Origin of the sequence: Trichocoleus desertorum ATA4-8-CV12, assembly GCA_019358975.1 — a bacterium.
GTDB lineage: Bacteria > Cyanobacteriota > Cyanobacteriia > FACHB-46 > FACHB-46 > Trichocoleus > Trichocoleus desertorum_A.
Window position 1 is genome coordinate 1 of sequence record JAHHIL010000039.1, and the last position, 24,099, is coordinate 24,099.

The 24,099-nt window shown below is 48.3% G+C and carries 19 protein-coding genes; 7 read left to right on the plus strand and 12 right to left on the minus strand.

Annotated features, from left to right (window positions below; all coding sequences use genetic code 11):
* Positions 1–174: 174 nt before the first annotated feature.
* Positions 175–918, minus strand: coding sequence for a ferritin-like domain-containing protein (locus tag KME12_20680; GenBank protein ID MBW4490204.1), 744 nt, complete (start codon positions 916–918; stop codon positions 175–177).
* A 197-nt stretch (positions 919–1,115) separates the two neighbouring features.
* On the opposite strand from KME12_20680, the gene KME12_20685 reads away from it, so the two are divergent.
* The 5 genes from KME12_20685 (at position 1,116) to KME12_20705 (ending at position 6,991) form a co-directional block, all read left to right on the plus strand.
* Positions 1,116–3,524 (plus strand): tetratricopeptide repeat protein, encoded by a 2,409-nt coding sequence (locus tag KME12_20685; protein ID MBW4490205.1) that lies wholly within the window; start codon positions 1,116–1,118, stop codon positions 3,522–3,524.
* A gap of 116 nt (positions 3,525–3,640) precedes the next feature.
* A complete protein-coding gene (locus KME12_20690) occupies positions 3,641–4,621 on the plus strand; it encodes an aldo/keto reductase (GenBank protein MBW4490206.1) in 981 nt (326 codons plus the stop codon).
* Between the two features lie 182 nt (positions 4,622–4,803).
* Positions 4,804–5,031 (plus strand): hypothetical protein, encoded by a 228-nt coding sequence (locus KME12_20695; GenBank protein MBW4490207.1) that lies wholly within the window; start codon positions 4,804–4,806, stop codon positions 5,029–5,031.
* A 188-nt stretch (positions 5,032–5,219) separates the two neighbouring features.
* Complete coding sequence (locus KME12_20700) at positions 5,220–6,194, plus strand: ROK family protein (GenBank protein ID MBW4490208.1); 975 nt, start codon at positions 5,220–5,222, stop codon at positions 6,192–6,194.
* 59 nt (positions 6,195–6,253) lie between these two features.
* Entirely contained in the window at positions 6,254–6,991 is a 738-nt protein-coding gene (locus KME12_20705) for a DUF554 domain-containing protein (protein MBW4490209.1), read from the plus strand.
* Between the two features lie 3 nt (positions 6,992–6,994).
* Here the strand turns inward: KME12_20705 and KME12_20710 are convergent, their stop codons facing one another.
* The 6 genes from KME12_20710 to KME12_20735 form a co-directional block, all read right to left on the minus strand.
* Positions 6,995–8,143: a hypothetical protein gene (locus KME12_20710; GenBank protein ID MBW4490210.1), complete on the minus strand. Its 1,149-nt coding sequence runs from the start codon at positions 8,141–8,143 to the stop codon at positions 6,995–6,997.
* A gap of 75 nt (positions 8,144–8,218) precedes the next feature.
* Positions 8,219–9,289: a 3-deoxy-7-phosphoheptulonate synthase gene (locus KME12_20715; GenBank protein ID MBW4490211.1), complete on the minus strand. Its 1,071-nt coding sequence runs from the start codon at positions 9,287–9,289 to the stop codon at positions 8,219–8,221.
* A gap of 148 nt (positions 9,290–9,437) precedes the next feature.
* The gene (locus KME12_20720) at positions 9,438–9,998 is read right to left on the minus strand and encodes a Uma2 family endonuclease (protein MBW4490212.1); all 561 of its coding nucleotides are present in this window, start codon (positions 9,996–9,998) and stop codon (positions 9,438–9,440) included.
* 160 nt (positions 9,999–10,158) lie between these two features.
* The gene (locus KME12_20725) at positions 10,159–10,743 is read right to left on the minus strand and encodes a hypothetical protein (GenBank protein MBW4490213.1); all 585 of its coding nucleotides are present in this window, start codon (positions 10,741–10,743) and stop codon (positions 10,159–10,161) included.
* Between the two features lie 71 nt (positions 10,744–10,814).
* Complete coding sequence (locus KME12_20730) at positions 10,815–11,753, minus strand: exopolyphosphatase (GenBank protein ID MBW4490214.1); 939 nt, start codon at positions 11,751–11,753, stop codon at positions 10,815–10,817.
* Positions 11,754–11,958: 205 nt separating this feature from the next.
* The gene (locus KME12_20735; protein MBW4490215.1) at positions 11,959–12,600 is read right to left on the minus strand and encodes a Uma2 family endonuclease; all 642 of its coding nucleotides are present in this window, start codon (positions 12,598–12,600) and stop codon (positions 11,959–11,961) included.
* A 153-nt stretch (positions 12,601–12,753) separates the two neighbouring features.
* Between KME12_20735 and ilvA the strand changes: the two genes are divergently transcribed.
* Positions 12,754–14,265 (plus strand): threonine ammonia-lyase, biosynthetic, encoded by a 1,512-nt coding sequence (gene ilvA, locus KME12_20740; protein MBW4490216.1) that lies wholly within the window; start codon positions 12,754–12,756, stop codon positions 14,263–14,265.
* A gap of 13 nt (positions 14,266–14,278) precedes the next feature.
* On the opposite strand, the gene KME12_20745 is transcribed toward ilvA, so the two are convergent.
* Both KME12_20745 and KME12_20750 read right to left on the minus strand, forming a co-directional pair.
* Positions 14,279–15,619 carry a cytochrome P450 gene (locus KME12_20745; GenBank protein ID MBW4490217.1) on the minus strand — a complete coding sequence of 447 codons (1,341 nt, stop codon included), beginning with the start codon at positions 15,617–15,619 and terminating at the stop codon, positions 14,279–14,281.
* Between the two features lie 50 nt (positions 15,620–15,669).
* Positions 15,670–16,077, minus strand: a complete 408-nt coding sequence (locus tag KME12_20750; GenBank protein MBW4490218.1) for a hypothetical protein — start codon at positions 16,075–16,077, stop codon at positions 15,670–15,672.
* A gap of 233 nt (positions 16,078–16,310) precedes the next feature.
* Between KME12_20750 and KME12_20755 the strand changes: the two genes are divergently transcribed.
* Positions 16,311–16,922, plus strand: coding sequence for a hypothetical protein (locus KME12_20755; protein ID MBW4490219.1), 612 nt, complete (start codon positions 16,311–16,313; stop codon positions 16,920–16,922).
* Positions 16,923–16,990: 68 nt separating this feature from the next.
* On the opposite strand, the gene KME12_20760 is transcribed toward KME12_20755, so the two are convergent.
* The 3 genes from KME12_20760 to KME12_20770 all read right to left on the minus strand — a co-directional run bounded on the left by KME12_20760 (position 16,991) and on the right by KME12_20770 (position 23,744).
* Complete coding sequence (locus KME12_20760) at positions 16,991–18,505, minus strand: hypothetical protein (GenBank protein MBW4490220.1); 1,515 nt, start codon at positions 18,503–18,505, stop codon at positions 16,991–16,993.
* Positions 18,506–18,783: 278 nt separating this feature from the next.
* Complete coding sequence (locus tag KME12_20765) at positions 18,784–22,110, minus strand: efflux RND transporter permease subunit (protein MBW4490221.1); 3,327 nt, start codon at positions 22,108–22,110, stop codon at positions 18,784–18,786.
* A gap of 155 nt (positions 22,111–22,265) precedes the next feature.
* Entirely contained in the window at positions 22,266–23,744 is a 1,479-nt protein-coding gene (locus tag KME12_20770; GenBank protein ID MBW4490222.1) for an efflux RND transporter periplasmic adaptor subunit, read from the minus strand.
* Positions 23,745–24,099: the final 355 nt, after the last annotated feature.

Sequence of the window (24,099 nt, forward strand, 5' to 3'; positions counted from 1 at the left end):
GGTTGGAATTGGATTCGTTTAGCCCTCACTCGACAATGGAACATTTCTCTTTTTCAGTTTCTATCGAGTGCCCCAGACCCGCAGCCTGCGATCGCTTCTCAACGACAACAGGATCAGTGCTTTAATCATGAATTTATTGTCCTGAAACACTTTCCAGCTTTTTAGTTTTGTCAGTCAAGCAGGGGTGAAACCAATATGAGGTAGAGAAGACTCTGGAAATGCCCAAACGCCAAATCCCCAGAACTTGGTCATGTGATTGATCTCATCTTGGGTTAACTCTTCTAGGACTGCCTGGAGAGGGCCTGTCGTATGCGCCATCAGCCAAAGATAGAGACAAGTGGCACCATATTCGGTGGCAATGCGATGCAGCCCATGTTGATATAAATCATTGCGGAGATTACCAGACGACTGATAGGAACGAACTGCCCGCTGAGTGGGTGTGACCTTTTTACCTGTGAGATGGGTATATACCTTCATGAGGGCTAGCGTATGTTGCCGTTCCTCCTTTTCCCACAAAGCTGGCTCTGTCAAAGAACCATGTCCGTCTACGGTACCTCCGACAAACCGAGCCAACTGGGGATGTAATTGCTCTAGATATAGCCGACTGGTTTGCGTATATTGGCGAATGGGAGCTTCTGTGTCGATCGCGCCTTTGAGAATCGCCAAAAACACATCCAGGTCAATTCCAACCACTTGCTGACGGTCAATCGCTTGCCAATCAATCGGTTGCCAAGGCCGAGTTTGCGGAGTTCTAAACTGAACCGGGAGATCTTCTAGGCGATCGCGCAAATGTTCTACAGAAAGATAGCAATTGATCAGAGCATCAATTCGACGTTGAATCTGCCAGTGATTCAGGCTTGGGTGGTATTGACCTGCTAAATCTACTAGAGCCGAGTCTAATTGCAATGTTTCAACCATCTTTATCTCAACCAGCTCTTTTTCCGTAGCTTACAAAGGCGCAGCATGCTTTGTCAGTCGGCTGAAGTCGGGAGTTTTATCCGGGCAAAAAGTCGGAAAGTCGGAAAAACCGAATGAGCGATTGTAGCCAACCTTAGCCGTCAGTCAGGTTGGAACATACGGGGTAGACTAAATACAACTTTGCGATGTGGCTATCAATGGACGCTGAAGCAGTATTGGCATGGGTTGACACCCTAGTTCTGACCAAAACTGGGCAACGTCTGAGTGATTTGCAGAAAACAATCTTGCACAAAGTCTGGCAGGGACATAAGTATCTCGAAATCGCCACTGACTACGGTTGTACCGAAGGGCATGTCAAGGATGTTGGTTCGGACCTGTGGAAATTTCTCTCCCAACAACTCGGCGAAAAGATTACTAAAACGAACTGCCGCACCGCGTTAGCCCGATATTTTCAAACTACATCAACCACGCCACAAATTTCTCGTACTCAGCCTGATTTCTCGGCTCCTCCCACATTCCATCCAGGTGTAGCCCCCACCACAGAACCTACTAACTTTATTGGACGGACAACCGCGATCGCTCACCTCAATCGCTTAGCCACCCAAGGAACTAAGGCGATCGTCATTCAGGGAGAAGGCGGTTTAGGGAAAACTACACTGGCCCAACAATACCTGCAAACCCAGGAATTTGAGGTGGTTTTAGAACTGTTGATGGCGAAGGAAACACAAAATATCACCTCTGCTGAACGGGTCGTAGAGGAATGGCTACAGCACGACTTTGGCCAAGAACCCAGCGTAGACTTTGGCGTAAATTTAGGGCGACTCAAGCGGCAACTGCAAACGCGGCGCATTGGCATATTAATCGACAACTTGGAGCCTGCCCTGGATTTGCAAGGACGCTTGCTAGCCGCGCATCGTAACTATGTTGAGCTGTTGCGGATTTTGACCGATAGTAGAGTCCGATCGCTAACCTTAATTACTAGTCGCGATCGCCTATGTGAATCGAGCCTCAACCTACTACACTATCGGCTGCCCAGCTTAGAGCAAGAGGCTTGGCAGCAGTTCTTTCGGCATCAAGAGATGGCAATTGATGAGTCAGTGCTGCAAAAAATGCACCGAGCCTATGGCGGCAATGCTAAGGCAATGGGGATTCTTTGTGGGGCGATTCAGGAAGACTTTGCTCATGATATGGCCGCTTACTGGCAAGAAAACGACGGCGATTTGCTAGTGACCACCGACTTAAAAGATTTAGTCGCCAGCCAAGTCAATCGTCTGCAAGCTCTAGACCCCCAAGCGTATCGATTGTTTTACCGTCTGGGCTGTTATCGCTACCAAGATGTCCCCACCATTCTTACGGCAGCACTACTCTGTTTACTTGGGGATGTTCCACTGACTCAACAGCGACAAACGATTGCTTCACTGCGTAACCGTTCTCTGATCGAACACCATAACGGCGGCTACTGGCTGCATCCCGTCATCCGTGCCGAGGCGATCGCCCGTCTACGAGCCAGTGAAGAATGGGTCACTGTAAATCACCAAGCAGCAGAGTTTTGGACTGGCAGTGTACCTGCGATTGAAACGACCAAAGATGCGCTACAAGCCCTAGAAGCCTACTATCACTACATCGAAGTTAATGATTTTGAGGCAGCGGGCCGAGTGATTCTCAAAAGTAGAAATAATCAGTGGCAGCAGTTTCTCCCTCTAGGTAGCACCTTATATCGCATGGGGCTCTTGCAACCACTGCTCGCTGCGATTACTCAAGTGATTTGCAATGTGCACTCCGATCGCAACCTCAGCGAACTCTACAACATCTGGGGAGATTTGCACTGGATTACGGGCAGAATTCATCAGGCGATCGCTTGCCAAGAAACGACGATGACGCTGGCTCATCAAGCCTTGCAGTCTCTCCCTACTGCACCTCAAACTCCAGCAGAGAAACATCAGCTTTACTACTTCAAAATGCTGGAAGTCGATTCCCTCCTCAGCATTGGTCTTTATAAAATTGATCTGTGGGAATTAGCAGATGCCGCCCGTTTGTTTCAGCAAGTCATAGCGCTAGCTCAAAACACCGAACATCACCGTTGGGCCGAAAAAGCAACGGTATGTTTAGCTTTAGTTAACTCTTACTTGAATTTACCAACCGCATCCTTTGCATTGGCGGAATTAATTTACCACTCACTTCTCACCGAGCAATTGGTAGAACAAACTGGTAGGTTCGCTTACTTTATTCAAATCCTGGGTCAAACCTATGTCAACTTAGGTGATTTTGAGAAGGCAAGTGCCCTGTATCAGATGGCCTTGAACTTTTCTGAAACAGGTGGCTACACCCAAATCAAAGCCAAAACTCTCAATGGTTTAGCTGAAATTAATCGCCAACAATCTGCTTTTGACAGCGCCCTCAATCATCACGCCGAAGCGATCGCCCTATTAGAACAAATTGGGGCCAAATGTGACTTGGCTGAAGCTTATTTCCAACTAGGACTCACTCACCAAACGATGAACAATATTGTGAGTAGTCAAACCAACTTTGATCGGGCCATCCAGCTATTCACAGAAATGCAAGCGCCTCAGCAAGTGATCAAAGTGCAGCAAGCCCAGCGGTCATAGCGCCGCGATCGCGTCCCTGATCAGCTTAGAAAGCTAGACAGAAGGGTGCGATCGCCGACTAGACTAACAAAGGAAGCTATTTCTCACTAAGATTACAGTGATTGAAACTACAAACCATGCAGAGTAACCAACCACTTTCCCTACCCCTGATGGGATGCGGCACCTGGGCCTGGGGGAATCGCTTACTGTGGGGCTACGACGAGAGCATGGATGAGCAGTTGCAAGCCGTCTTTAACTTGTGCGTCCAGCAAGGTGTGACGTTATTCGACACAGGTGATTCCTATGGCACAGGCAAATTTAATGGACGCAGTGAGCAATTGCTCGGACAGTTCACCCAGGAGTATGTCGGCCCCAATCAAGCAGAAATCTGTATTGCGACTAAATTAGCCGCTTATCCCTGGCGCTTGACTCGTAAAGCAATGATATCGGCTGGACAAGCCTCAGCTCAACGTCTAGGGAGAAATGTGGATTTGGTGCAAATGCATTGGTCTACGGCCAATTATGCACCCTGGCAGGAATGGTCTCTCTTAGATGGTCTGGGCGATCTGTATGAGCAAGGACTTGTCAAAGCGGTAGGTCTCTCTAATTACGGCCCCAAGCGGCTGAGACAAGTGCATCAAAGATTGGCGGAGCGGGGCATCCCCATCACCACATTACAAGTGCAATACTCGCTGCTGTCTACTTACCCTGTGACAGAGCTGGGATTGAAAGATGCCTGTGATGAGCTAGGTATCAAACTGATTGCTTATAGCCCTTTGGCTCTGGGAATTTTGACGGGTAAATATTCTGAGCAAGGCCCCTTCCCCAAAGGCATTCGTGGGCTGCTCTTTAAACAACTCCTGTCAGGTAGCAAACCTTTATTAGATTGCCTACGAGCGATCGCCGCCTCTCGCAACAAAACCATGTCTCAAGTTGCACTTAATTGGTGTATCGCTAAAGGCACCATTCCCATTCCCGGCGCTAAAAATGTGGAACAAGCACAGGAGAATATAGGAGCTTTGGGATGGCAACTGGATGCAGGTGAGATTGCAGAACTCGATCAAGCAGCCGCTAACGTAGACAAGCCAATGGTACAGAATATCTTTCAAACCAAGTAAATTCGCTATCTACTCTTTTTGTGATAACTATCACTAAAAAACTGAGCTTTAATCACTGAAAGAGAGGAACTGCATCACTGAGAAACCCTTACAAAATCACCTTTGTAGCGCGGGTGGCATCACTGGAAATCCTGCTTAATTGGGTGATATTGAAAGTAGGCAAAACTCCCTTTAGAAATATCATGTTAGTTACTGCATGTCTACTACCTTCTGCCCTCTCTGACTTGTTTGCTCAATCTCAAGACTCTGGCAAGATTACCCTCGCCGATCGCTACGGGCTGAGAGTCGCTTTGTTGGATTCTGCTTTGAGTGAAGAGGAGCTAGGCTCTATCGATCGCCTGTTACATGCCATTCGTCGAGGCCGAGTTGAGGTAGTCGATGAACTCTCTGTCATTCTCTCGCTCAACTAGTTTTATCGACTTGTGTTTCATTTTTTGATTTAAAAAGCCAAAGTTATAGCCCATAGTTTCGGTATTATTTTCAACTACATTCAAGAAATCTTTAACTCCATCAAGATCCTGCTGTACAAGGCAAAACTCACTCAACCTGTAAAATTAAAAGCGATCGCTTCGTAGCAAGTCGGTTGGGTTCGGTAAACATGCCTGTAACAGAAACTCCTTTATTACTCGCCCTAGATTTTGGTGGCACAAAACACGCAGCAGCACTGATTGGTCAAGGTGAAACCCAATGGCGAGATTCCCGGCGTCAGCTTTCCCCTACTGAACCCACTGTCCAGACCGATTGGGAAATCATGCGATCGCTAGCTCACGAACTGCTGCAAGGTGCCAAGCCAAGTGCGATCGGAGTTAGCTTTGGTGGGCCAGTCGATGCCAAAACTGGAACAGTGCGGCTCTCTCACCACGTCCCAGGCTGGGAAAATCTACCGCTACAGCAGCGCCTAGAGGCAGAATTTGGGGCTCCAGCTAGTGTAGACAACGATGCCAACGTTGCTGCTTTAGGCGAGCATCGTTTCGGAGCAGGTCGAGGTTGCGACAGCTTGTTCTATATCACCATCAGCACAGGCGTGGGCGGTGGTTGGGTGCTCAACGGCCAACTGTGGTCAGGAGCCGAAGGGATGGCGGGAGAAATTGGTCATGTCGTGGTTGATCCCGATGGGCCGCTGTGTCTGTGTGGCAAGCGAGGCTGTGTCGAACGTCTAGCCTCTGGGCCTTATATCGCCCAGGCTGTACGAGAACAGCTAGAAGCCCAACCGCAACGAGGCCAAATTCTGCGATCGCTGGTCAACCAAAACTTAGATGCAATCACCGCTCAAGTAGTAAGTCAAGCGACAACCCAAGGCGATGACCTAGCCTGGGAAGTTTTGGAAGTGGCAGCTTGGGCGATCGGCCTGGGGATCGGCAACGTGGCTAATTTGATGAATCCGCAACGCTTTATCCTAGGCGGGGGGGTGACTAAAGCAGGGGCGCAATGGTGGGAAACGGTACGCCAAACCGCTCAGACTACAGCGCTACCAGAAGTTCACTTTGAAATTGTCCCTGCGGCTTTAGGTGATGATGCCCCTTTGTGGGGAGCTGTGGCCTTGGCTAGCGATCGCGTTTCCAAAGAACTTTGACTCCTATTCCCCCCAAAATTGGGGGGCTAGGGGGGCATGAACGGCTGTAGGATCACTCTATGACACTTGATTTTTGGGCTAAAACCAGCGGCACCTGGATTAATATCGGCACTGTTTTAGCAGGTACCACCTTAGGCTTAGGGTTGCAAGGTCGCTTACCCATCCGGATGCAGCGCATCATCACTCAAGGCTTAGGGCTGATCACCTTGTTCGTAGGGATTCAGATGGCGGGCAGCTTAACCAAAACTCAAGCAGGTCGTATTGATGGTGTGGTCTTAGCACTAGTAGCGATCGCTCTCGGTGGGCTTTTAGGTGAGTGGTGGCAGCTAGAAGAACGCTTGACGGCAGTGGGAGATTGGCTGAAGCAACGCTTTAAGGGAGGCGGTGGGTTCACTGATGGCTTTGTCGCCGCTAGCCTCTTGTTTTGTGTCGGACCCATGACATTGATTGGTAGCCTTAATAATGGCCTCACCGGAGATAACACCCTGCTAACCTTGAAGGCGACAATGGATGGTTTAGCTGCGATCGCCTTCACCAGCAGTTTTGGCATTGGGGTAGGCTTCTCTAGCTTGATCATTTTGGTCTATCAAGGTGGCTTGTCCCTAGCGGCAGGTCTGCTCGCTCAGTCTCTCCCCAATCCCGCCACCGATCCCCGTGTGCTGCTAGTGACAGGAGTGGGAGGGCTGATGATCTTGGGCATCTCCTTAAACTTGTTAGAGATTGCCCAAGTTCGCGTCGCTTCATTCTTGCCAGCCCTGGCATTAGCACCCTTGATCTACTTCATCTTGGCTCGCTAGCCACTACAGTTTTTCCACAGCCTGAATCAGGGTTTGCAGAGCTTGAGGTAAACCTTCCTTGTCAATGTCGATATATTCAAAGGTGCTACCCATTGCTTGCACAGTTGAGGTTGGGTAATCAGCGAAAGCAGCACTGGTGAAGAATCTCAAGCCATTCATGTTAGGGACTCTTTGCTGCTCTAGCACCTGTTGGAACTGGCTCAGTTGGCGTTGAGACAAACGCTTGATCACCGTGGGCCGAGAAGATGGAGAATTAAGGCCGCTAGTCTGACGGTAGAGCGTGCCATCGGCGGTGAGGTAAGTATCGGTGATGCTGCCAGTCAAGCCACCGGAAACGCTAAGACGAAATACCACATTGGCATCAATTGGCGCAGGGGGTTCGTTTCCTTCAGGAATGAAAGACGTGAAGACTTCGCCTCGACTGCCGCTAGCTGTGGCGTTTTGGGCAATGCGGGAAGCATCTTGGCTCACATGGTAGACCCACTGTTGGCGATCGCCCGCCACAATCACCTGCCAGCCAGAAATCGCAATTCTCGTGCAAGCGCGTCCAGGCTCGTAAATCCCCATACAGCCATCAAAGGTAGTGGCTTTAGATTCTAAAACGCGTAAGCTAGAAGCAGGAACGCGAGCTTGTTGCGCAATGGTTTCAAAGAGGCGATCGACCACTTGAGGCGGCAGAGCGGACGGATCTTGAGTTTCTAGCCTGATCACCTGAGCCTTTAGGTCAGTGCGGTAGACCCAGTTTTCTTTACCATTGGTCATTTCGACCCGCCAGCCCTCTACGGTTGCCATCGCGCAGCGCTCGTTAGGTTGGGCCAGACCTAAGCAGCTATCTCCCCAAGTTTCTCGGCTAAAGCTAACTACTTTTAAGTCGCGCGATCGCAAGTCAAAGCGCTCAACCAAATCTTGTTTAACTCGCCGAACCACCATTTGGGGCAAACGAGTTTTAGCTTTAGCAGCTTGGGCTTGCTTCAGTTGGGCAATCAGGGGTTGGGAAGGTTGGGGCAGTGCCATCGCTGCTGATTCAGAGACAGCGCCGAACATCACAGTACCCAACAGAGCCAATGACAAAAGCTTTTGGGTTTGCTTGGCTACTGAGGAGTTGGAAGTGAAACGAATCGTCATTGGAAGCACCAGAAGTAAGAGAGTCATTCATTACTCTCTTAAACTAGCCTTCTGAATCCAACCCCTGAGTTCGGTTACAAAATTGGTTACAGAATTAACCGATTAGCCAACTGGAACCCCTTTTGTCTGCCGACTGACGGCTTCTGCCAAGATCTCTAGCATTTCAGCAGTCGTTGGTAAGTCCACACAGGGATCTGTAATGCTTTGACCATAGGTGAGCTGAGACAAATCGTCGGGAATGGATTGATTGCCCGCCACCAAATGGCTCTCAATCATAATCCCCATAATGTGAGGAGAGCCAGCTTTCACCTGAGCCGCAATATCCTGTGAGACCAGAGGTTGGCGGGTATAGTCTTTGTCAGAATTACCGTGACTGCAATCAATCATGATGCGCTGATTCAGCTTGTATCGACTCAATTCCTGAGCAGATTTCTCGATGTAGGCAGCGTCATAGTTTGGCCCCTGCTTACCACCGCGTAAGACCAAGTGACCATCTGGATTACCTGTGGTGGTGACAATACTTGCTAGCCCTTGGGAACTGATCCCTAAAAAATGATGGGGAGAATTGGCTGCTAGCATGGCATTCACGGCAGCACCCAAATTGCCATCGGTGCCATTTTTGTAACCCACAGGCATGGAAAGCCCAGAAGCCATTTCTCGGTGAGTTTGGCTTTCGGTGGTGCGAGCCCCAATTGCTGTCCAAGAAATCAGATCTGCTAAATACTGTGGGGTGATGGGATCAAGCAATTCTGTAGCAGCAGGCAAGCCCAGTTTAGCCAGCTCTAGGAGCAATTTCCGCGCCTGCCGCAACCCCGTATTGATGTCGTAACTGCCGTCTAGGTGGGGATCGTTAATCAAGCCCTTCCAGCCAATTGTGGTGCGGGGCTTCTCAAAGTAAACGCGCATGACGATCTCAAGCTGGTCTTGTAGCGCTGTCCGCAGCTTGAGCAATTTTTGGCCATACTCATAAGCAGCATCAACATCGTGGATTGAACAGGGACCCACAATCACGAGTAGGCGCTGATCCTCTCCCTGCAAAATATTACGAATGCGATCGCGGGTTTCTGCCACCAAAGTAGACACTTCTTCAGTGATCGGCAATTCGCTATGAATAAAGGCTGGACTTAATAGGGGACGCGTTTCAACGACGTGCAAATCGTAGGTTCTACGCATGGGACTTATAAACTCTCAACAAAGAAACCCGGTCTCTCAAATTGCAGCTTAACAGTTTCCCTCTCCATCGTGACGGTTGGATAGAGAATTTAAGCCACAATACTTAAACTTAGCCCTTTCAGGTAGTCGAAAGCTAAACCGTTTACCACTAGCGTCGGCGGAGCCACTCAAACACCTGCTCGACCGATAAGCTTAAAGCCATCCCCTCTAAACTTGGCAACACATCTGCTCCAGAGAGTAAATCTGGCAAGCGATCGGGCTGATAAACCAAAACTGACCGCTCCTTGGGATCAATCAACCATCCTAATTGGCTACCATGCCTAAGGCAATGCAGAATATTACCCGTGACTCGTGTCTGACTTTGATCGGGAGACAAAATTTCAATGACCCAATTGGGGGCAAACTCAATTCCTTTACTAATGATCTCGCCGTTCTCATCTAAGGGCAATTGGCTGCTAGCAATAACGGCAACATCTGGAACGACAGAGCGATCGCCAACCGTACAGCGCAATTCTGGAAAAGCTTCATAGGTAACACCCGCTTGGTCGATCGCAGCGACTAGACGCTTTTGTAATGTACTATGCTTACCGCCCCCCATTGGTTTCTGAATTGCCACTCCACCGATATATTCCCACGCTGGCGACTCCTCAATAGAGGAGAGTTCAAGAAACTCTTGCAGAGTTAAAGCTTGAGACGGTGCGATAGTCATGGCGATCGCTTAATTACCTTTTGATGTATAGAATTAGCCTAGCAGTTACGTTCAAGGCTGATCGTTTTTTGGGGTGGTGACGCCTTAACAGAAGCGATCGCCCTCTCAATACAAAAGAGCGATCGCCTGCATCATGAAATAAAACTAGGTATGCACCTAATTAACCACGATTCCGCTCCAATAAAAGCATCATCACCAGGCTTAGTAGCACTTGAGCTTCTTCGTTACCGCTAAGTTGATCGACTTGCTTGATCGTAAAAATTCGAGATAAAAACGCTGGGCGTTTCTCTAAATACATCACTGCATTTCCGTCCGCACGATTAACCACGTAAGCTGGGTTGAAGAAATACCCCGTAAACAGACCTACCACAGGTATTTCTGCAAATAGGCTATCCATGACTTTTATCCAGGGGTTTTGCTCACTAAGGGTAAAGCTGACTGTATCACCGTTATAGATGTCGTAACGAGCACGCCAAAAGGATTTCATGCCATGTCGTTTAACAGCGCCTATCGTTTTGCCGTTGGTATCTAGGAAATTGTAACGAGCTGAAAAGTCAATAATGCGATCGGCTTTGATCTCGTACTTCAGTTGGGTACGTTCCAGGTCAGCAAAGACATTGATCACTTCCTTGAGCTTAAACAGTTTCTGACGGATACAAAAGAGGGTGTCTCCCGTTGCATCTTCTACAGAGAGCTGAGGGGCGAGCGACCAAAACTTAAAGGTGAGCGTAAGTGGATATTGCATGGGTAGTTCTGGAGGGAAATTAGAAGGGAGCGATCGTGCTAACTGCTTCACATGGCTGCTTTAGCTATTCTTTAGCCATCTGTGTTAATTCGAGCAATCAATTTCTTTAGAGTTATTTCAGCTTGAGCATTGTCGATTTGGCAAGTTCCCGCATTGGCATGACCGCCACCGCCATATTGCAGCATTAATTCGCCAATATTGGTTTCGGAGCTTTTGTTGAAAATCGACTTACCAACTGCGAAAACTGTGTTTTGTTGCTTTACGCCCCACATTTGATGAATGGAGATGTTGCAGTTAGGGAACAAAGCATAAATCATGAAACGGTTGCCTGCGTAGATTACATCCTCATTCCGCAGGTCTAAGACCACTAAGTTGTCATATACGGTGGCACAACGCAGAAGTTGATCTTTGAACTGAGATGATTGTTCAAAATAGAGATCAACTCGTTCCTTAACATCCGGTAATCCTAAGATTTCAGCGATGGTGTGATTTTTGCAGTAGTCGATTAATTCCATCATCAAACTGTAGTTTGAGATGTTGAATTCCTTGAATCTTCCCAACCCTGTTCTGGCATCCATCAAAAAGTTGAGGAGTACCCAATCCTTAGGATGTAAGACTTCATCGATATTAAATTGAGCTGAATCTCCCTTATCAACGGCCTCCATCATTTCGGTGGAGATGTGGGGAAACTCCTCTAAGCCCCCAAAGTAGTTGTAAACCACTCTGGCTGCGGAAGGAGCCTCTGGGTTGTTAATATAGCCTGCTTCAGGATTTTGATTTCGCAGGATCTCACTGTAGTGGTGATCGAACGCTAAATGAACCCCTGATACATAGGGTAGATTGGTGGTGATATCTTTATCGGTAATTGCAATCTTGCCATCTTGCATATCTTTGGGATGGACAAATTTAATTTCGTTAATCAAATCTAATTCTTTTAATAAAACAGCGCAGACAAGGCCGTCAAAGTCGCTTCTAGTGACTAATCGGTATTGGTTGGTCATAACTACCATCAATCATTCCTCTTTCAGTAAAACCCGCTACTCAATGCGACACAGCTTTTGGCATCAGCGATCGCAAGCTAAGCATTCCACCCCTAGACTTCCCAGAACTTTCGAGATGGCGACAAAGTAAGTAAAAGAGCTTAACTTAAGTGAGTAGAAACCAAATAACGTGATTGGTTCTGTCTCAGAGAAAATAGATGAACACTTAACAGATTTAGGATTGAAATTGAGACAGAAGCCAAGCACTGACCTTGCCATGATTCATTTGGCGACTGCGACGAAAGGCTTCTTCTAAGAGGGCGATCGCTAAACCAGGCAAAACTTGCGATTGATCAATCCTGCGACTCCCTCGATTTTGGATTTCAAACGCAATAATCTCAACATTTTGCACATCAACAATCCAATATTCTCGTACGCCCAGAGCTTCATAAAGTAACCGCTTTTCCCCTTTATCATCTGCCAAGGAAGAATAAGCTACTTCCACAACTAAATCGGGAGCTGGGTAAACATCAAGATCAGTAATGGTAGCTTCCCAAGGCACCACCTCTGCGTTAGCACCTAGGTAAAAAGAGGCATCAGGTTGGGCTTCTTCAGATCCCGTTTTGCGATAAGTGCAATTGTCGTGGACATCCAGATTGATACCCTGCAAGCCAGCGAATAAATAGAGGGCACCAATAATCGTGGCGTGGTCACGGGAATGGGGATTACCAAGCGGAGCCATTTCTAGCCTCATGCGTCCTTTGTTGTAGTAGCCTTTAGCCGTCTCATAGTCAGGATCACTAACTGCCAAAAGGTATTCATCCCAAGTGGCATTCACCCAGACATCGGTTGCTAATTTGGCTTGTAACTGGCTCATGGCAGCACCATTGGCTACTGATAGCCTACATTTTAACTCGGTTGCTTCGGTAGAAAATTTAGAGCCATTAACGAGCGATCGCACACCCGCACAGCAAAGGGCGAGACTGGAGTAGAATTATCGTTTATCTGCCACTGCTCACCCCTGCATCCCATGTTTTGCGACTACCTGGTACAAATCCTGACTGCTCGTGTTTATGATGTCGCCCAAGAATCGCCGCTAGAACATGCTCCCAATTTATCGGCACGAGTCAATAATAGACTGCTGCTGAAGCGGGAAGATATGCAGTCAGTGTTTTCATTTAAGCTCCGGGGTGCCTACAACAAAATGGTGAATCTGTCTCCAGATCAGCTAGCTCAAGGAGTCATTGCGGCCTCGGCGGGCAACCATGCTCAAGGTGTTGCTCTGGGTGCTAGTCGGCTGGGAACCCGCGCCATTATTGTCATGCCCGTCACTACGCCCCAGGTCAAGGTAGATGCCGTCAAAGCGCGCGGCGGTGAGGTAGTGCTACAGGGTGACACCTACGATGATGCCTATGCTTATGCTCGGCAACTCGAAGCTGAAAAAGGACTGACCTTTATTCACCCCTTCGATGACCCGGATGTGATCGCAGGACAAGGCACCATCGGCATGGAGATTTTGCGGCAATGCCAGCAACCGATTCATGCCATCTTTGTCGCGATCGGTGGAGGAGGTTTAATCTCTGGAATTGCTGCTTATGTCAAGCGGTTGCGTCCCGAAATCAAGATCATTGGTGTAGAACCTGTAGATGCTGACGCCATGAACCAATCCCTTAAAGCAGGGCATCGGGTGCGCTTACCTCAGGTGGGATTATTTGCTGATGGGGTAGCGGTACGGGAAGTGGGAGAAGAAACTTTTCGTCTGTGTCAAGAATATGTAGATGACATTATTTTGGTGGATACAGATGCCACCTGTGCGGCGATCAAAGATGTCTTTGAGGATACGCGATCGATCCTTGAACCTGCCGGAGCCTTAGCGATCGCTGGAGCCAAAGCCTATGCTGAAAGAGAACAGATTGAAGGGAAAACGCTAATTGCGATCGCTTGCGGTGCCAATATGAACTTCGATCGCCTGCGGTTTGTGGCAGAGCGGGCTGAGTTTGGCGAACGTCGAGAAGCGATCTTTGCGGTCACGATTCCAGAACAACCGGGCAGTCTACGTAAGTTTTGTGAATGCCTGGGTCGCCGCAACCTAACAGAGTTTAACTACCGCATTTCTGACCAAAAGGAAGCCCATATCTTTGTGGGTGTGCAGATCCAAAATCGCGCTGATGCCGCTAAGATGACCCAAGGCTTTGAGGGCTGTGGGTTTAGAACCATTGATCTCACAGATGATGAACTGACCAAACTACACCTACGACATATGGTGGGTGGTCACTCAGCCCTCGCTCATCATGAGTTGCTTTACCGCTTCGAGTTCCCGGAGCGTCCTGGTGCCCTGATGAAGTTTGTCACTTCCATGAGTCCCAACTGGAATATCAGCATGTTCCACTACCGTAACAACGGTGCAGACTATGGGCGGATTGTGGTGGGGATGCAAGTTCCACCCCAGGAGATGCAGGAATGGCAAGCCTTTCTGGAGACTTTGGGATATCGCTATTGGGATGAAAGCCAAAACCCTGCCTACAAGCTGTTTTTGGGATAGCAGAAAAGCTTCTTCAGCGGCGCGATCGCAGCACCATTCTGACTCCTCGCTCTGGCCCTACCAGTACACCTCGACGTTTGGGGCGTTCTGGTTTTTGGTCTGCCAACTCTAACTCATAGCGTTGTAGGATTGTTGCCAACACCAACTTCATCTCAAACAAGGCTAGAGCCTCGCCGATACAACGCCGAACCCCACCGCCAAAGGGTAAAAATTCATAGGGGGAAAATTGGCGTTCTAGGAAACGTTCGGGCCTAAATTGCTTGGAGTCTGGATAGAGATCTTCACGGTGATGAGTGAGGTAAATGGCACCAAACAGTCTGGCTCCGGGCTGTAAAGAGTAGCCTAGTAGTTCCACCGGTTCCTTGACTGCCCGTGGCACAGTGAGAATCGCAATTGGATAAATCCGGAGAGTTTCCTGACAAACGGCTGTGAGATAGGGCAATCGAGCTACACTGACCGGATCAGAAGTGTCTTCTAAGGTGGCTAGCTCCTGAAGTATCTTTTCGCGGATCTGCGGAAATTTATGCACCCAATAGAAAGCCCAGGCGATCGCAGCAGCCGTGGTTTCATGACCTGCCAGCAGAAAAGTCATTAATTCATCTTTTAATTCGGCATCAGACATGCCTTTTCCAGCTTCATCCTCAGCCGAGAGCAGCAGGCTCAAAATGTCTGAATTGGCGGGATTATGGTGTTGCCGACGCGCTTGAATCTCTGTGTAGAGGAGTTCGTCAATTCGGCGTTGGACCTGCCGCAGGTATCCCCAAGGACTGCGAGGGCCTAAGTCTTTTTGTAAATTAGGAAAAAAGAGCGAGATTGCGAGCAACGGAGACTGAAACAGATCCATCAGCGTGGTAATGCGTTGCTTGAGCTGAGAGAATTTCTCTCCCTCTGACAGCCCAAACACGACTCGCAAAATTACCTCCATCGAGATATCTTGCGCCAGGGTACGAGCGGTAAAGATTTGGTTGGGGGTTAAGCGAGCAAAGGCTTTATCTGCTAAATCAACAATTGATTCTCCATAAGCTCGCATCCGATCGCCGTGAAATGGCGGCATGAGCAATTTGCGCTCCCGACGATGGCGATCGCCTTCTAATACCAATAGGGAGTATTCACCCACTAAAGGGCGCAGCAGTTGATTGGGCGGAGCCGCAAATTGCTTAGTATCGCTAGCAAAGATTTGTTGAATTGCTTGCGGGTGACTAGTCAGCAGTAACGTCTTAAAATTACCCATCACAGGCGCATTAAAAATATCCCCATAGCGTTCTGCTGTTGTCTCCAAAAACCCTAGAGGATCTAAGGTATATTGCAGCTTCTGCAACCAAGCTGGTAGTTTTGGACCATCAGGGAGCTTCATCAGGGTATTAGTGATAGTGCAATTTGCTAGCGCAGATTATAACCCATCTTTTACTTTGAAATAGTTTGCTGAATTCTCTCTTCAATATCTTCTAAGGTTTGAATGACTAATCGCTTGGCTTGCAGTTTCCAGCCCCACTGTTGAATTTTGAAGGCGGCAAACCCAGCAGCAGCCACGATCGCGAAATCAAAAGGTTGGGAAAAGGATATCCCTAGTAACAAGCCGAGTCCAGCAATACCCCAAAATGGTAGAGCGACGGTCTGACGCTGTTTCTCTACAACTTGACTGAGGGCATCCGTTGGCATCTCTGCCAGCAGAGTTTCTTTAATCTGTCGCTGCTCTGCTAACGGAACAGAGATAGCAATCTTCTGGCGCAATTTCTCGATCTTGCGAGCATCAGTGCTGTATTGAGTCAGTTCGTCTTCGGCCATGAGAATTAGACGTTCTAGCTGAGCCATTGGTTAAAACAGTGATTAGATCAAGGATTGAGTAATAAAAGTTTACAACACAGTCTTCTCTTATTCTTCAGTTATAGAAAAAGGGAGTATGAGATTGCCCCTCAAATTCAGTCGTAAAGGTTTCTAGAACTCAGGAAAACGCTTTGAGACGGATGTATTTGCCATTAGCTGTCTCTTGCCACCCCTAGGAGAAGCACAGCGATCGCTACAACTCTCTCAACTTACGTAGTTTTATGAAACGTTTTGCTATTTTTGGCCTCTTCCTATCTTTGGCTGCTGGTTGCACAGCGCTACAGCCCTCTCCTCAACCTGCCCCACCCTCGACGATTGGTAATTCCTCGCCGACTCCAACTCAGCCTTCCGCACCCTCTCCTAACCAGGAGAAAAATACTTTTCAGAGCGATCGCTTTGGCTTTAGTTTCCAATATCCGGAGGGTTTTACACCCGATAATCGCAGTGAGAATCAACCTCCAGAGGCTCAGGAAGCGCTGCTTGGACGCATAGAAGTTTGGACTCGCGAAGATTACCAGGCGATCGCCTCGGGTCCTTGGAAGGGTGATTATCCGGCGAGCGTGACAATTTCAGTCTTTGACAATGCCCAGAAGCGTCCACTTGCAGCTTGGAAGGAAGAAGGTCTCAGCCGTGGTGAAGACAAAACCATCACGGTAGCGGGTCAAGAAGCTTTGTCCTATGCTTCCACAGGTCTATATGAAGCGGATAATGCCATCTTTGCCAGCCCTGACGGTCGTTATGTGATTCACATTCATGGTGCTTACATTAACCCAGATGATCCCATGCGTCAGGCTTATCAAAAAGTAGTATCGAGTTTCAAGTTTAAAATTTGACTTTGAAACGAATAGTAGAGGTTTCCTCCTTTCGAGAAATCAGTTACGATGATGGCGATTTGATCCCCCTAGTTTGATAGGTAGCCCACTGTCTGATCATAGGAGATGCTAATCTGGCATGAAAATTCTGGATAGACAACGGAAACAAGACCCAAAATTTTATCTATTAGTTCACAACCGTCTGGAATAACATCTGGAAGGAGCTGTGAGGAGGTTCTTGGAATTCTGTGAAGCCTATGAAGAGGATTGCCGCACGTATCGAACACTGTATTACGCACAGCTCCCCAATGACCATGTAAGAAAGTAGAAGTCCAGGAGTAAAAGCGATCATAAATATCTTTTACTCCAGCTACTTCACTCATTTGCCTAAGGTTAGTTTTTTCCCAATGACCAATATTAATAGGGAGAAATTCCTGCCACATATCCTCGTTTGCAAGATGCTCTAGTGCTTCAATATCAACATAACTAGGCTGTAATTCAGCTTCATTCAGCTTCAAAAAAGTAAGTTTCGCTTGACCTGCCCCAAAAACCCTATACGCTTTCCAAAGCTCAACATCATTCTTGTGAACTAGATAAGCCAGAGTGATGTAGCATTCTACAATGGTACGTAAAGCTGTACGCCCCATGATAGATTGGCTATTTCCGATACGTAGCAACTCCTCCATCAAGTCTAAACAGTAGAAAGCTAAGCCGAAAAGTGTGTCATGCCTTGCATCGACAGCACTTGTATCTGTTGTACTGTAACAGTGCTCAATCAGAAGCTCGCGGACCTGCTGTAGCCTCTCTCTAGAAGTTCCGACTACTAGATTCTCATGGGCTTTTGAGAAATTAATGGGGAAGCATGGTGTCTCACTTAAGCAGTGTTTCCAAAACTCTTGGGGCCAGTCAGTATTAGCCACTACATCCAGGCTGCTAAGAGCACCTTCTGAAGATCTAATCGATGGACGCACTTGTGCCAAATCGCCATATTCCGGATAGTAAGCAATCCCTTTTGCGGTCTCTTCCAAAGATGCCGGGAAACGGAGTTTTCCGGCAGTCATCATACACAAAACACGAACCCAACGACAATCAGTAGCCGCTTGTGATTGATGGTCGAGTGTATTTGCAACAGCATCCATTAAAGCTTCCCAGGATGGTTGAGCTTCTCCATTACTTAAAAACTCTGCCCAATGGTCATACGCTGGGAGTGTTTTTAACAAGAGCAAGGGGCTCAAGGCCTTCTTACATGTCGGATCTGACATGAAGAATTCTAGAAAATGCTCTAGTCTATTAGGGGATAACTTTGCTAAACCGGAATGAGTAATATTAGAAAATTTCTCTTCTTCTGGAAGTTTAAATATATAGTCAGCAATTTTTCGAAATATCTCAAGTGCATGTTCACGAGGGAGATGTGTAATAAGCAGAGTAACCCATAGCATTTCAGGTAAACGCTCAGATAACCACGAGATAAACTTAGTGTTAGGTACTTCTGCTAAAGGTGGTAGTAGGTTTTTTCCCTGAGCCTTATGCTGAGCAATCGTGGAATAATTACCCTGCTTAGTCTTCTTTGATTGATTTTTACCCTTCTGCTTCTTGCTATTCATTTCAGTATTGAGACTAATTTGGCTACTTCTTCCGATCAATTAACCTTTGAAATACGATTTCCAATTAAGCAATTAATTCAGTCTTGTATTACATTGTAGTACTTACAATAAAAAACTGACTGATTAAGGGTGGATACTGTCCTTGATGAGAAGCATTCAGGTGCCGCGATGAGTAACTGCTACCGGAATAAAGCTAACAACTATCCTATATCTACTGCATAAAAAACGATCGCCTTATTTGAGTAAAGCGATCGCTCTCTTAATGTATGTCCCAATTCCTAGTGATGATCTGAAGAGCGGCTGGCAGTAGTTTCTCGGCTGTGATGACCTGTACCGTCACCATGCCCATCGACATGCCCATCTCCGTTACCATCACCGTCGCTGCCCATAGTCGTTGAGGTTACACCCACAAAGGCTGGTTGGCGCGATCGCCGGAACTGAGACTCAGCCGTCTTAATCACGATGTACAGAACAGGCACCACAAACAAACTGAGCACTGTAGCCACACACATTCCTCCTACGACCGCTGTCCCTAAAGATTGTCTAGCAGCGGCTCCTGGCCCCGTAGCAATCACTAGCGGCACAGCCCCAATCACGGTAGAAATTGCCGTCATCAAGATTGGGCGTAAACGCTCTCGGCAAGCTTCAGTTACCGCTTTGGTTAAAGCCAGCCCTTCATCCGAGAGTTGGTTGGCAAATTCTACAATCAAGACCGCGTTCTTACTTGCCATCCCGATTAGCATCACTAACCCGATCTGTGTATACACATCATTGGCAGTGCCACGAAGGAGGATGGCAAACAATGCCCCCAAAACAGCCAAGGGCACAGTTAGCATGATGATCAAAGGATCGGTGTAGCTTTCATACTGAGCCGCCAACGTTAGAAAGACAAAGATAATTCCCAAAGAGAAGATAAAAACCGCTGAGCCTCCTGCCTGAATTTCCTCTAAAGAGAGGCCAGACCACTCATACCGAAAACCTTTAGGCAGAGTTTCGTTGGCTACTGCTTCCATTGCCTTAATAGCCTGTCCAGAGCTAACTCCGGGTGACCCTGAGCCATTAATTTCAACAGAACGGGAGAGATTGTAATGAGTGATGATCGAGGGGCCGACCGTCTGATTGACCCGCACCAAATTACCGAGGGGAATCATCCTTCCAGAGCGCGATCGCACATACAGCTTCTTGATGTCTTCCGGATTAGAACGGAAGCGGCTGTCTGCCTGCACATACACCCGATAAGCTCGTTGAAATTGGTTGAAGTCATTGACATAGGCTGAGCCGAGGAAGATTTGCAGGGTATTAAAAATGTCTTCCGGCGAAACCTGAAGTTGGTTGGCTCTCACGCGATCCACTTCTACCGAGATCTGGGGAGTGTTGGCATTAAAAGTAGGCCGTAACCCAGCCAGCTGCGGTTTGTCAGGAGCGGGATAGGTAGTTGCCCGACCCATGAATTTACCTAACACTTCCCCAATCGTGGCGAAGTCACTGCCTGCACGGTCTTGTAGGTGAAACTCAAATCCCCCAAAGTTACCAATTCCTTGAATGGCGGGTGGCGGAAACGGTACTACAATCGCTTCCTTAATGCTGACGAGTTGCGGAAACAGCCCAGACGGTTGAGGAACGAAACCACCAATAATGGCTTTGACTGATTGGTCAGATCCAGATCGTTCTTCCCAAGGTTTCAGGGTCGAGAAAATCAAGCCGTTGTTGGGTGTGGCACCACTGAAGCTAAATCCTCCGATCGCAAAAATATTTTTGATTTCGGGGCGTTGCTTCATGATCTCCTCAGCTTTCGCCAAAACCTCTTCGGTATAGCTGAGGGAGACTCCTTCCGGTGCTTGAACCAGCGTAATAAAGTAGCCTTGGTCTTCTTCTGGTACAAACCCCGCTGGTACGATCGTATAGATCCAGTAGGTAAGAACTAGACCTGCTGAGAATAGGGCCAGCACAATGTTCTTGCGTCGAGTGACCTTTTCTAGCGTCCGACCATAGGCTTGACGAGTCCGCTCGATCGCGCCATTGATGCCATTAAAAAACCAGTTATCTGGGGTCGTTTGTCCCTGCTTCAGCAACAGAGCCGACAAGGTAGGCGTAAAGGTAATCGCGTTGAACGTAGAAACTACAACGGAGAAAGCGATCGTGAGCGCAAATTGCTTATACAGTTGGCCCGTAGTGCCAGGAAAAAAGGCAATGGGCACAAACACCGTAATCAACACCAACGATGTAGCAATAACGGCACCAAACAAGGCATTCATGGAAGCGATCGCTGCTTCGAGAGGCCGCAGACCATCCTCGTTAATCCGTCGCGTAATATCCTCCACAATCACGATCGCGTCATCGACCACTAAACCTGTGGCTAGTGTTAAGCCGAACAAAGTCAGCGTGTTAATTGAGAAATTTAGCAGCTTGACGAAGATAAACGTGCCAATAAACGCTACCGGAATCGCGATCGAAACTACCAGCGCCGCTCGCCAGTTCTGCAAAAACAAGAAGATCACCAAGATCACCAACGCAACCGCCTGCAAGAGCGAGATGATCACCTCTTCTGCCCCTGCTTGGATAAAAGTCGTCGTATCAAAGGCGACTTCATAGTGAAGACCAGGAGGGAAACTGGCGGTCAACCGTTGCATTTCATCTTTGACTGCTTGCGCTGTCTCTAAGGCATTACTGCCAAACTGCTGGGTGATCCCCAGCCCCACACCTCGGTGGGTGATGCGATCATCCGAGGTAAAACGCAACACCGAACCGTAGTTCTCTGCGCCTAATTCCGCTCTGCCTATATCTCTGAGTTTCACCAACGTGCCAGCATCAGTGGTTTTGAGCACCAGCTCATTGAATTCTTCTGCATCTTTCAGTCGTCCCTGGGCAGTTACCGCATATTGGTATTGTTGCCCAGTGGCAGTAGGAGGTTGACCAATTTGCCCCGCCCCAACTTGCAGGTTTTGTTGTTGTAGGGCAACTACCACATCTTGCGGGGTTAAGTTGCGACTGGCTAGCCGTTCGGGGTCGAGCCACAGGCGCATGGCATATTTGCGCTCCCCAAAAATTTGCACCCCCCCCACACCTTCGAGCCGCTTCAGGGCATCAACCACGTACAGGTCGGCGTAGTTGCTGAGATAAACATCGTCGTACAGGTCTTCGCCTTTACTCTCATCTCGGTCGGAGTAAAGCCCGATCGCCAGCAAAAAGTTGTTGTTGGCTTTGGAAACTTGCACCCCTGTCTGAGTCACAGGCCCAGGCAGACGCGAGACGACTGTCGAAACTTTGTTCTGTACGTCAACCGCAGCAATATCCTGGTTCAGACCCAAGTCAAAGGTCAGATTGACATTGCTGGTGCCATCATTAGCACTGGTGGACTTGATGTATTTCACCCCCGCAATACCGTTCAGTTCCCGCTCCAGAATGTTGGTGACGGTTGACTCTACGATCTCAGCATTCGCGCCCCTATAGTTAGATGTAACGCTGATTTGAGGAGGCGCAATGTCTGGATATTGGGCGATCGACAGGGTCGGAATGCAGGCAAGCCCTAACAAGGTCACAACGATCGAACACACCGTTGCGAACACAGGGCGTTTGATAAAGAAGTTGGAAATGGAGAGAATCATAGTGCCAACCGTTATGTGCGATGGGTCACATAATCCGCCTCAATCACTAGAACCTGTGTAGGGGCAAGTTGTGTCAATCAGTGATTGGTTCAAATCGGATTATTTGCCAAACCTACCCCTACAACCACGGAAACGACGACTAGTGGTTTTGTGCTTTAGGGAGAATTAGGAGATGCAGCAGTAGGAGGGGGGGTATCTTCGGCAATCGGCATACAATTTTGTAGTTGTAGGATGCCAGAAGTTACGATGCGATCGCCTGCACTCAAGCCTTCTACCACTTCTTGGTCATTGCCGATGATTTTGCCCAACTTAATGGGCTTTTGGACTGCAACTAATTGGTTAGGCTCTAGTTGAGCTGCTCCAGGCGGTGCTCCAGGGGCTGAGGCTGGTGCTTCACACGCTGAGCTTTGAAAGGGAGCCGCCACGAAAATAAAGTTTCTACCCCCCAGTCGAGAAATTACCGTAGTTGGAACCAGAACTCCAGAATGAGAGTCCCAAATCACTCTGGCTCCAATAGACTGCTCCGTGCGGAGTTGATTATTCGAGTTATCAAGTATTGCCCTCACCTGCACCAACTGCGTTGACGGATCAACATTCGGAGCAATGAACGAGATCTTACCCGTTTGCAAAACGCGGTCTTGATCACTCAACAGCCTGACAGGTAAGCCCATGCGTAGATCCGGTGCTCTGTCCAGCGGAATCTCGATTTTGACTTCCAGTTCCTGATTTTGGGTCAAGGTCAGTAGCGGTGTGGAAGGGCTGACATAATCTCCTTGTTTGATGGGAATATTGCCTACAATCCCCGCAAAAGGCGCTGAAATGGCGTAATCCTGAAGTTGAGCTTGACCTTCAGCCACATTAGCTTGGGCTTGCTGAAAGGCTCGTTGCCCTCTCACGACTTGAGACCTGGCGCGGTTAATCGCAGATTGTTGGGCTCGGATGTCAGCCTCTGTTTGCCGTAAGTTCGCCTGAGCTGTTTGCAGGGCGTTTAGCCGCTGATCCAGAATTTGTCGGCTTTCGGCTCCTTGTCTTTGTAGTTCTTGATAGCGCTCGTATTCGCGTTGATTCAGTTGAACATTGGCTTGATCTGCCACCCGTTTTTCCTGTAGGGCTTGCAAGGTATCGATCGCGCTGGCTACATCGGCTTGGGCTGATTCAATCTCAGCGGCTGACGTTTCCACCCCAGCATTCCGACTAGCCACTTGAGCCCGCTGCTCATTCGCATTAATTTGGAGGAGTTGGTCACCCGCCTCAACGCGATCGCCTGCTTTTACATAGATCGTGGCAACTGGGCCAGAAACCCGCGATTGCAAGGTGATTGACTGCCGAGAATCAAGTCTGGCGGAGTAGTCTGAGCTATCTTCAACCATAGCCGACTTGGGGCTACCCAACTGGACAGGGGTTGGCTGCGGTTTCATTTGCCCCATCATTAGCATCGGCATAATGACGCGACTGAACACAATCCAGCCAATGCCACCGAGAAGCAGCAGACCGATAATGCTAGGCACTAACAACTGTCGGAAACGGTTGGGCTGAGGTGGTGGCCCAGCATGTTGAGAGTCCTGAGGAAAATTTGAACTTTCCTCCGAAATAGCTGGGGGAGAGGAGAGGTCTTGAGTGTCGTTGCCGCTCATAGGGGTGAATTGACTACGAACAAAGGTTTAGGTCACTACAAGGAGTGGAGATCAAAATAGCAATGCTCAAGCCAGTCCAGAAAAACTAAGACAGGCTTCATGCTTTTGTTCAATCAGTTTTAAATACGGCTTTCCCTCTGAAATTAAATAATGGAAATAGGGTTGAGCTAGAGCAGCAGAGACGGATGAGCTCAAGCTAACACAGGCGATCGCAAGTTAACTTCACTCCTCCTTGTCACCCGATTGGGTGAGGTGGACGGCTATTTGGTTGTGGCTCGAAAAAGTTTATTGATTTTAACTTTACGTTAGATTACTTTAACATCCGATGGCTCTAAGTTCTATCCGGGCTGAGCAG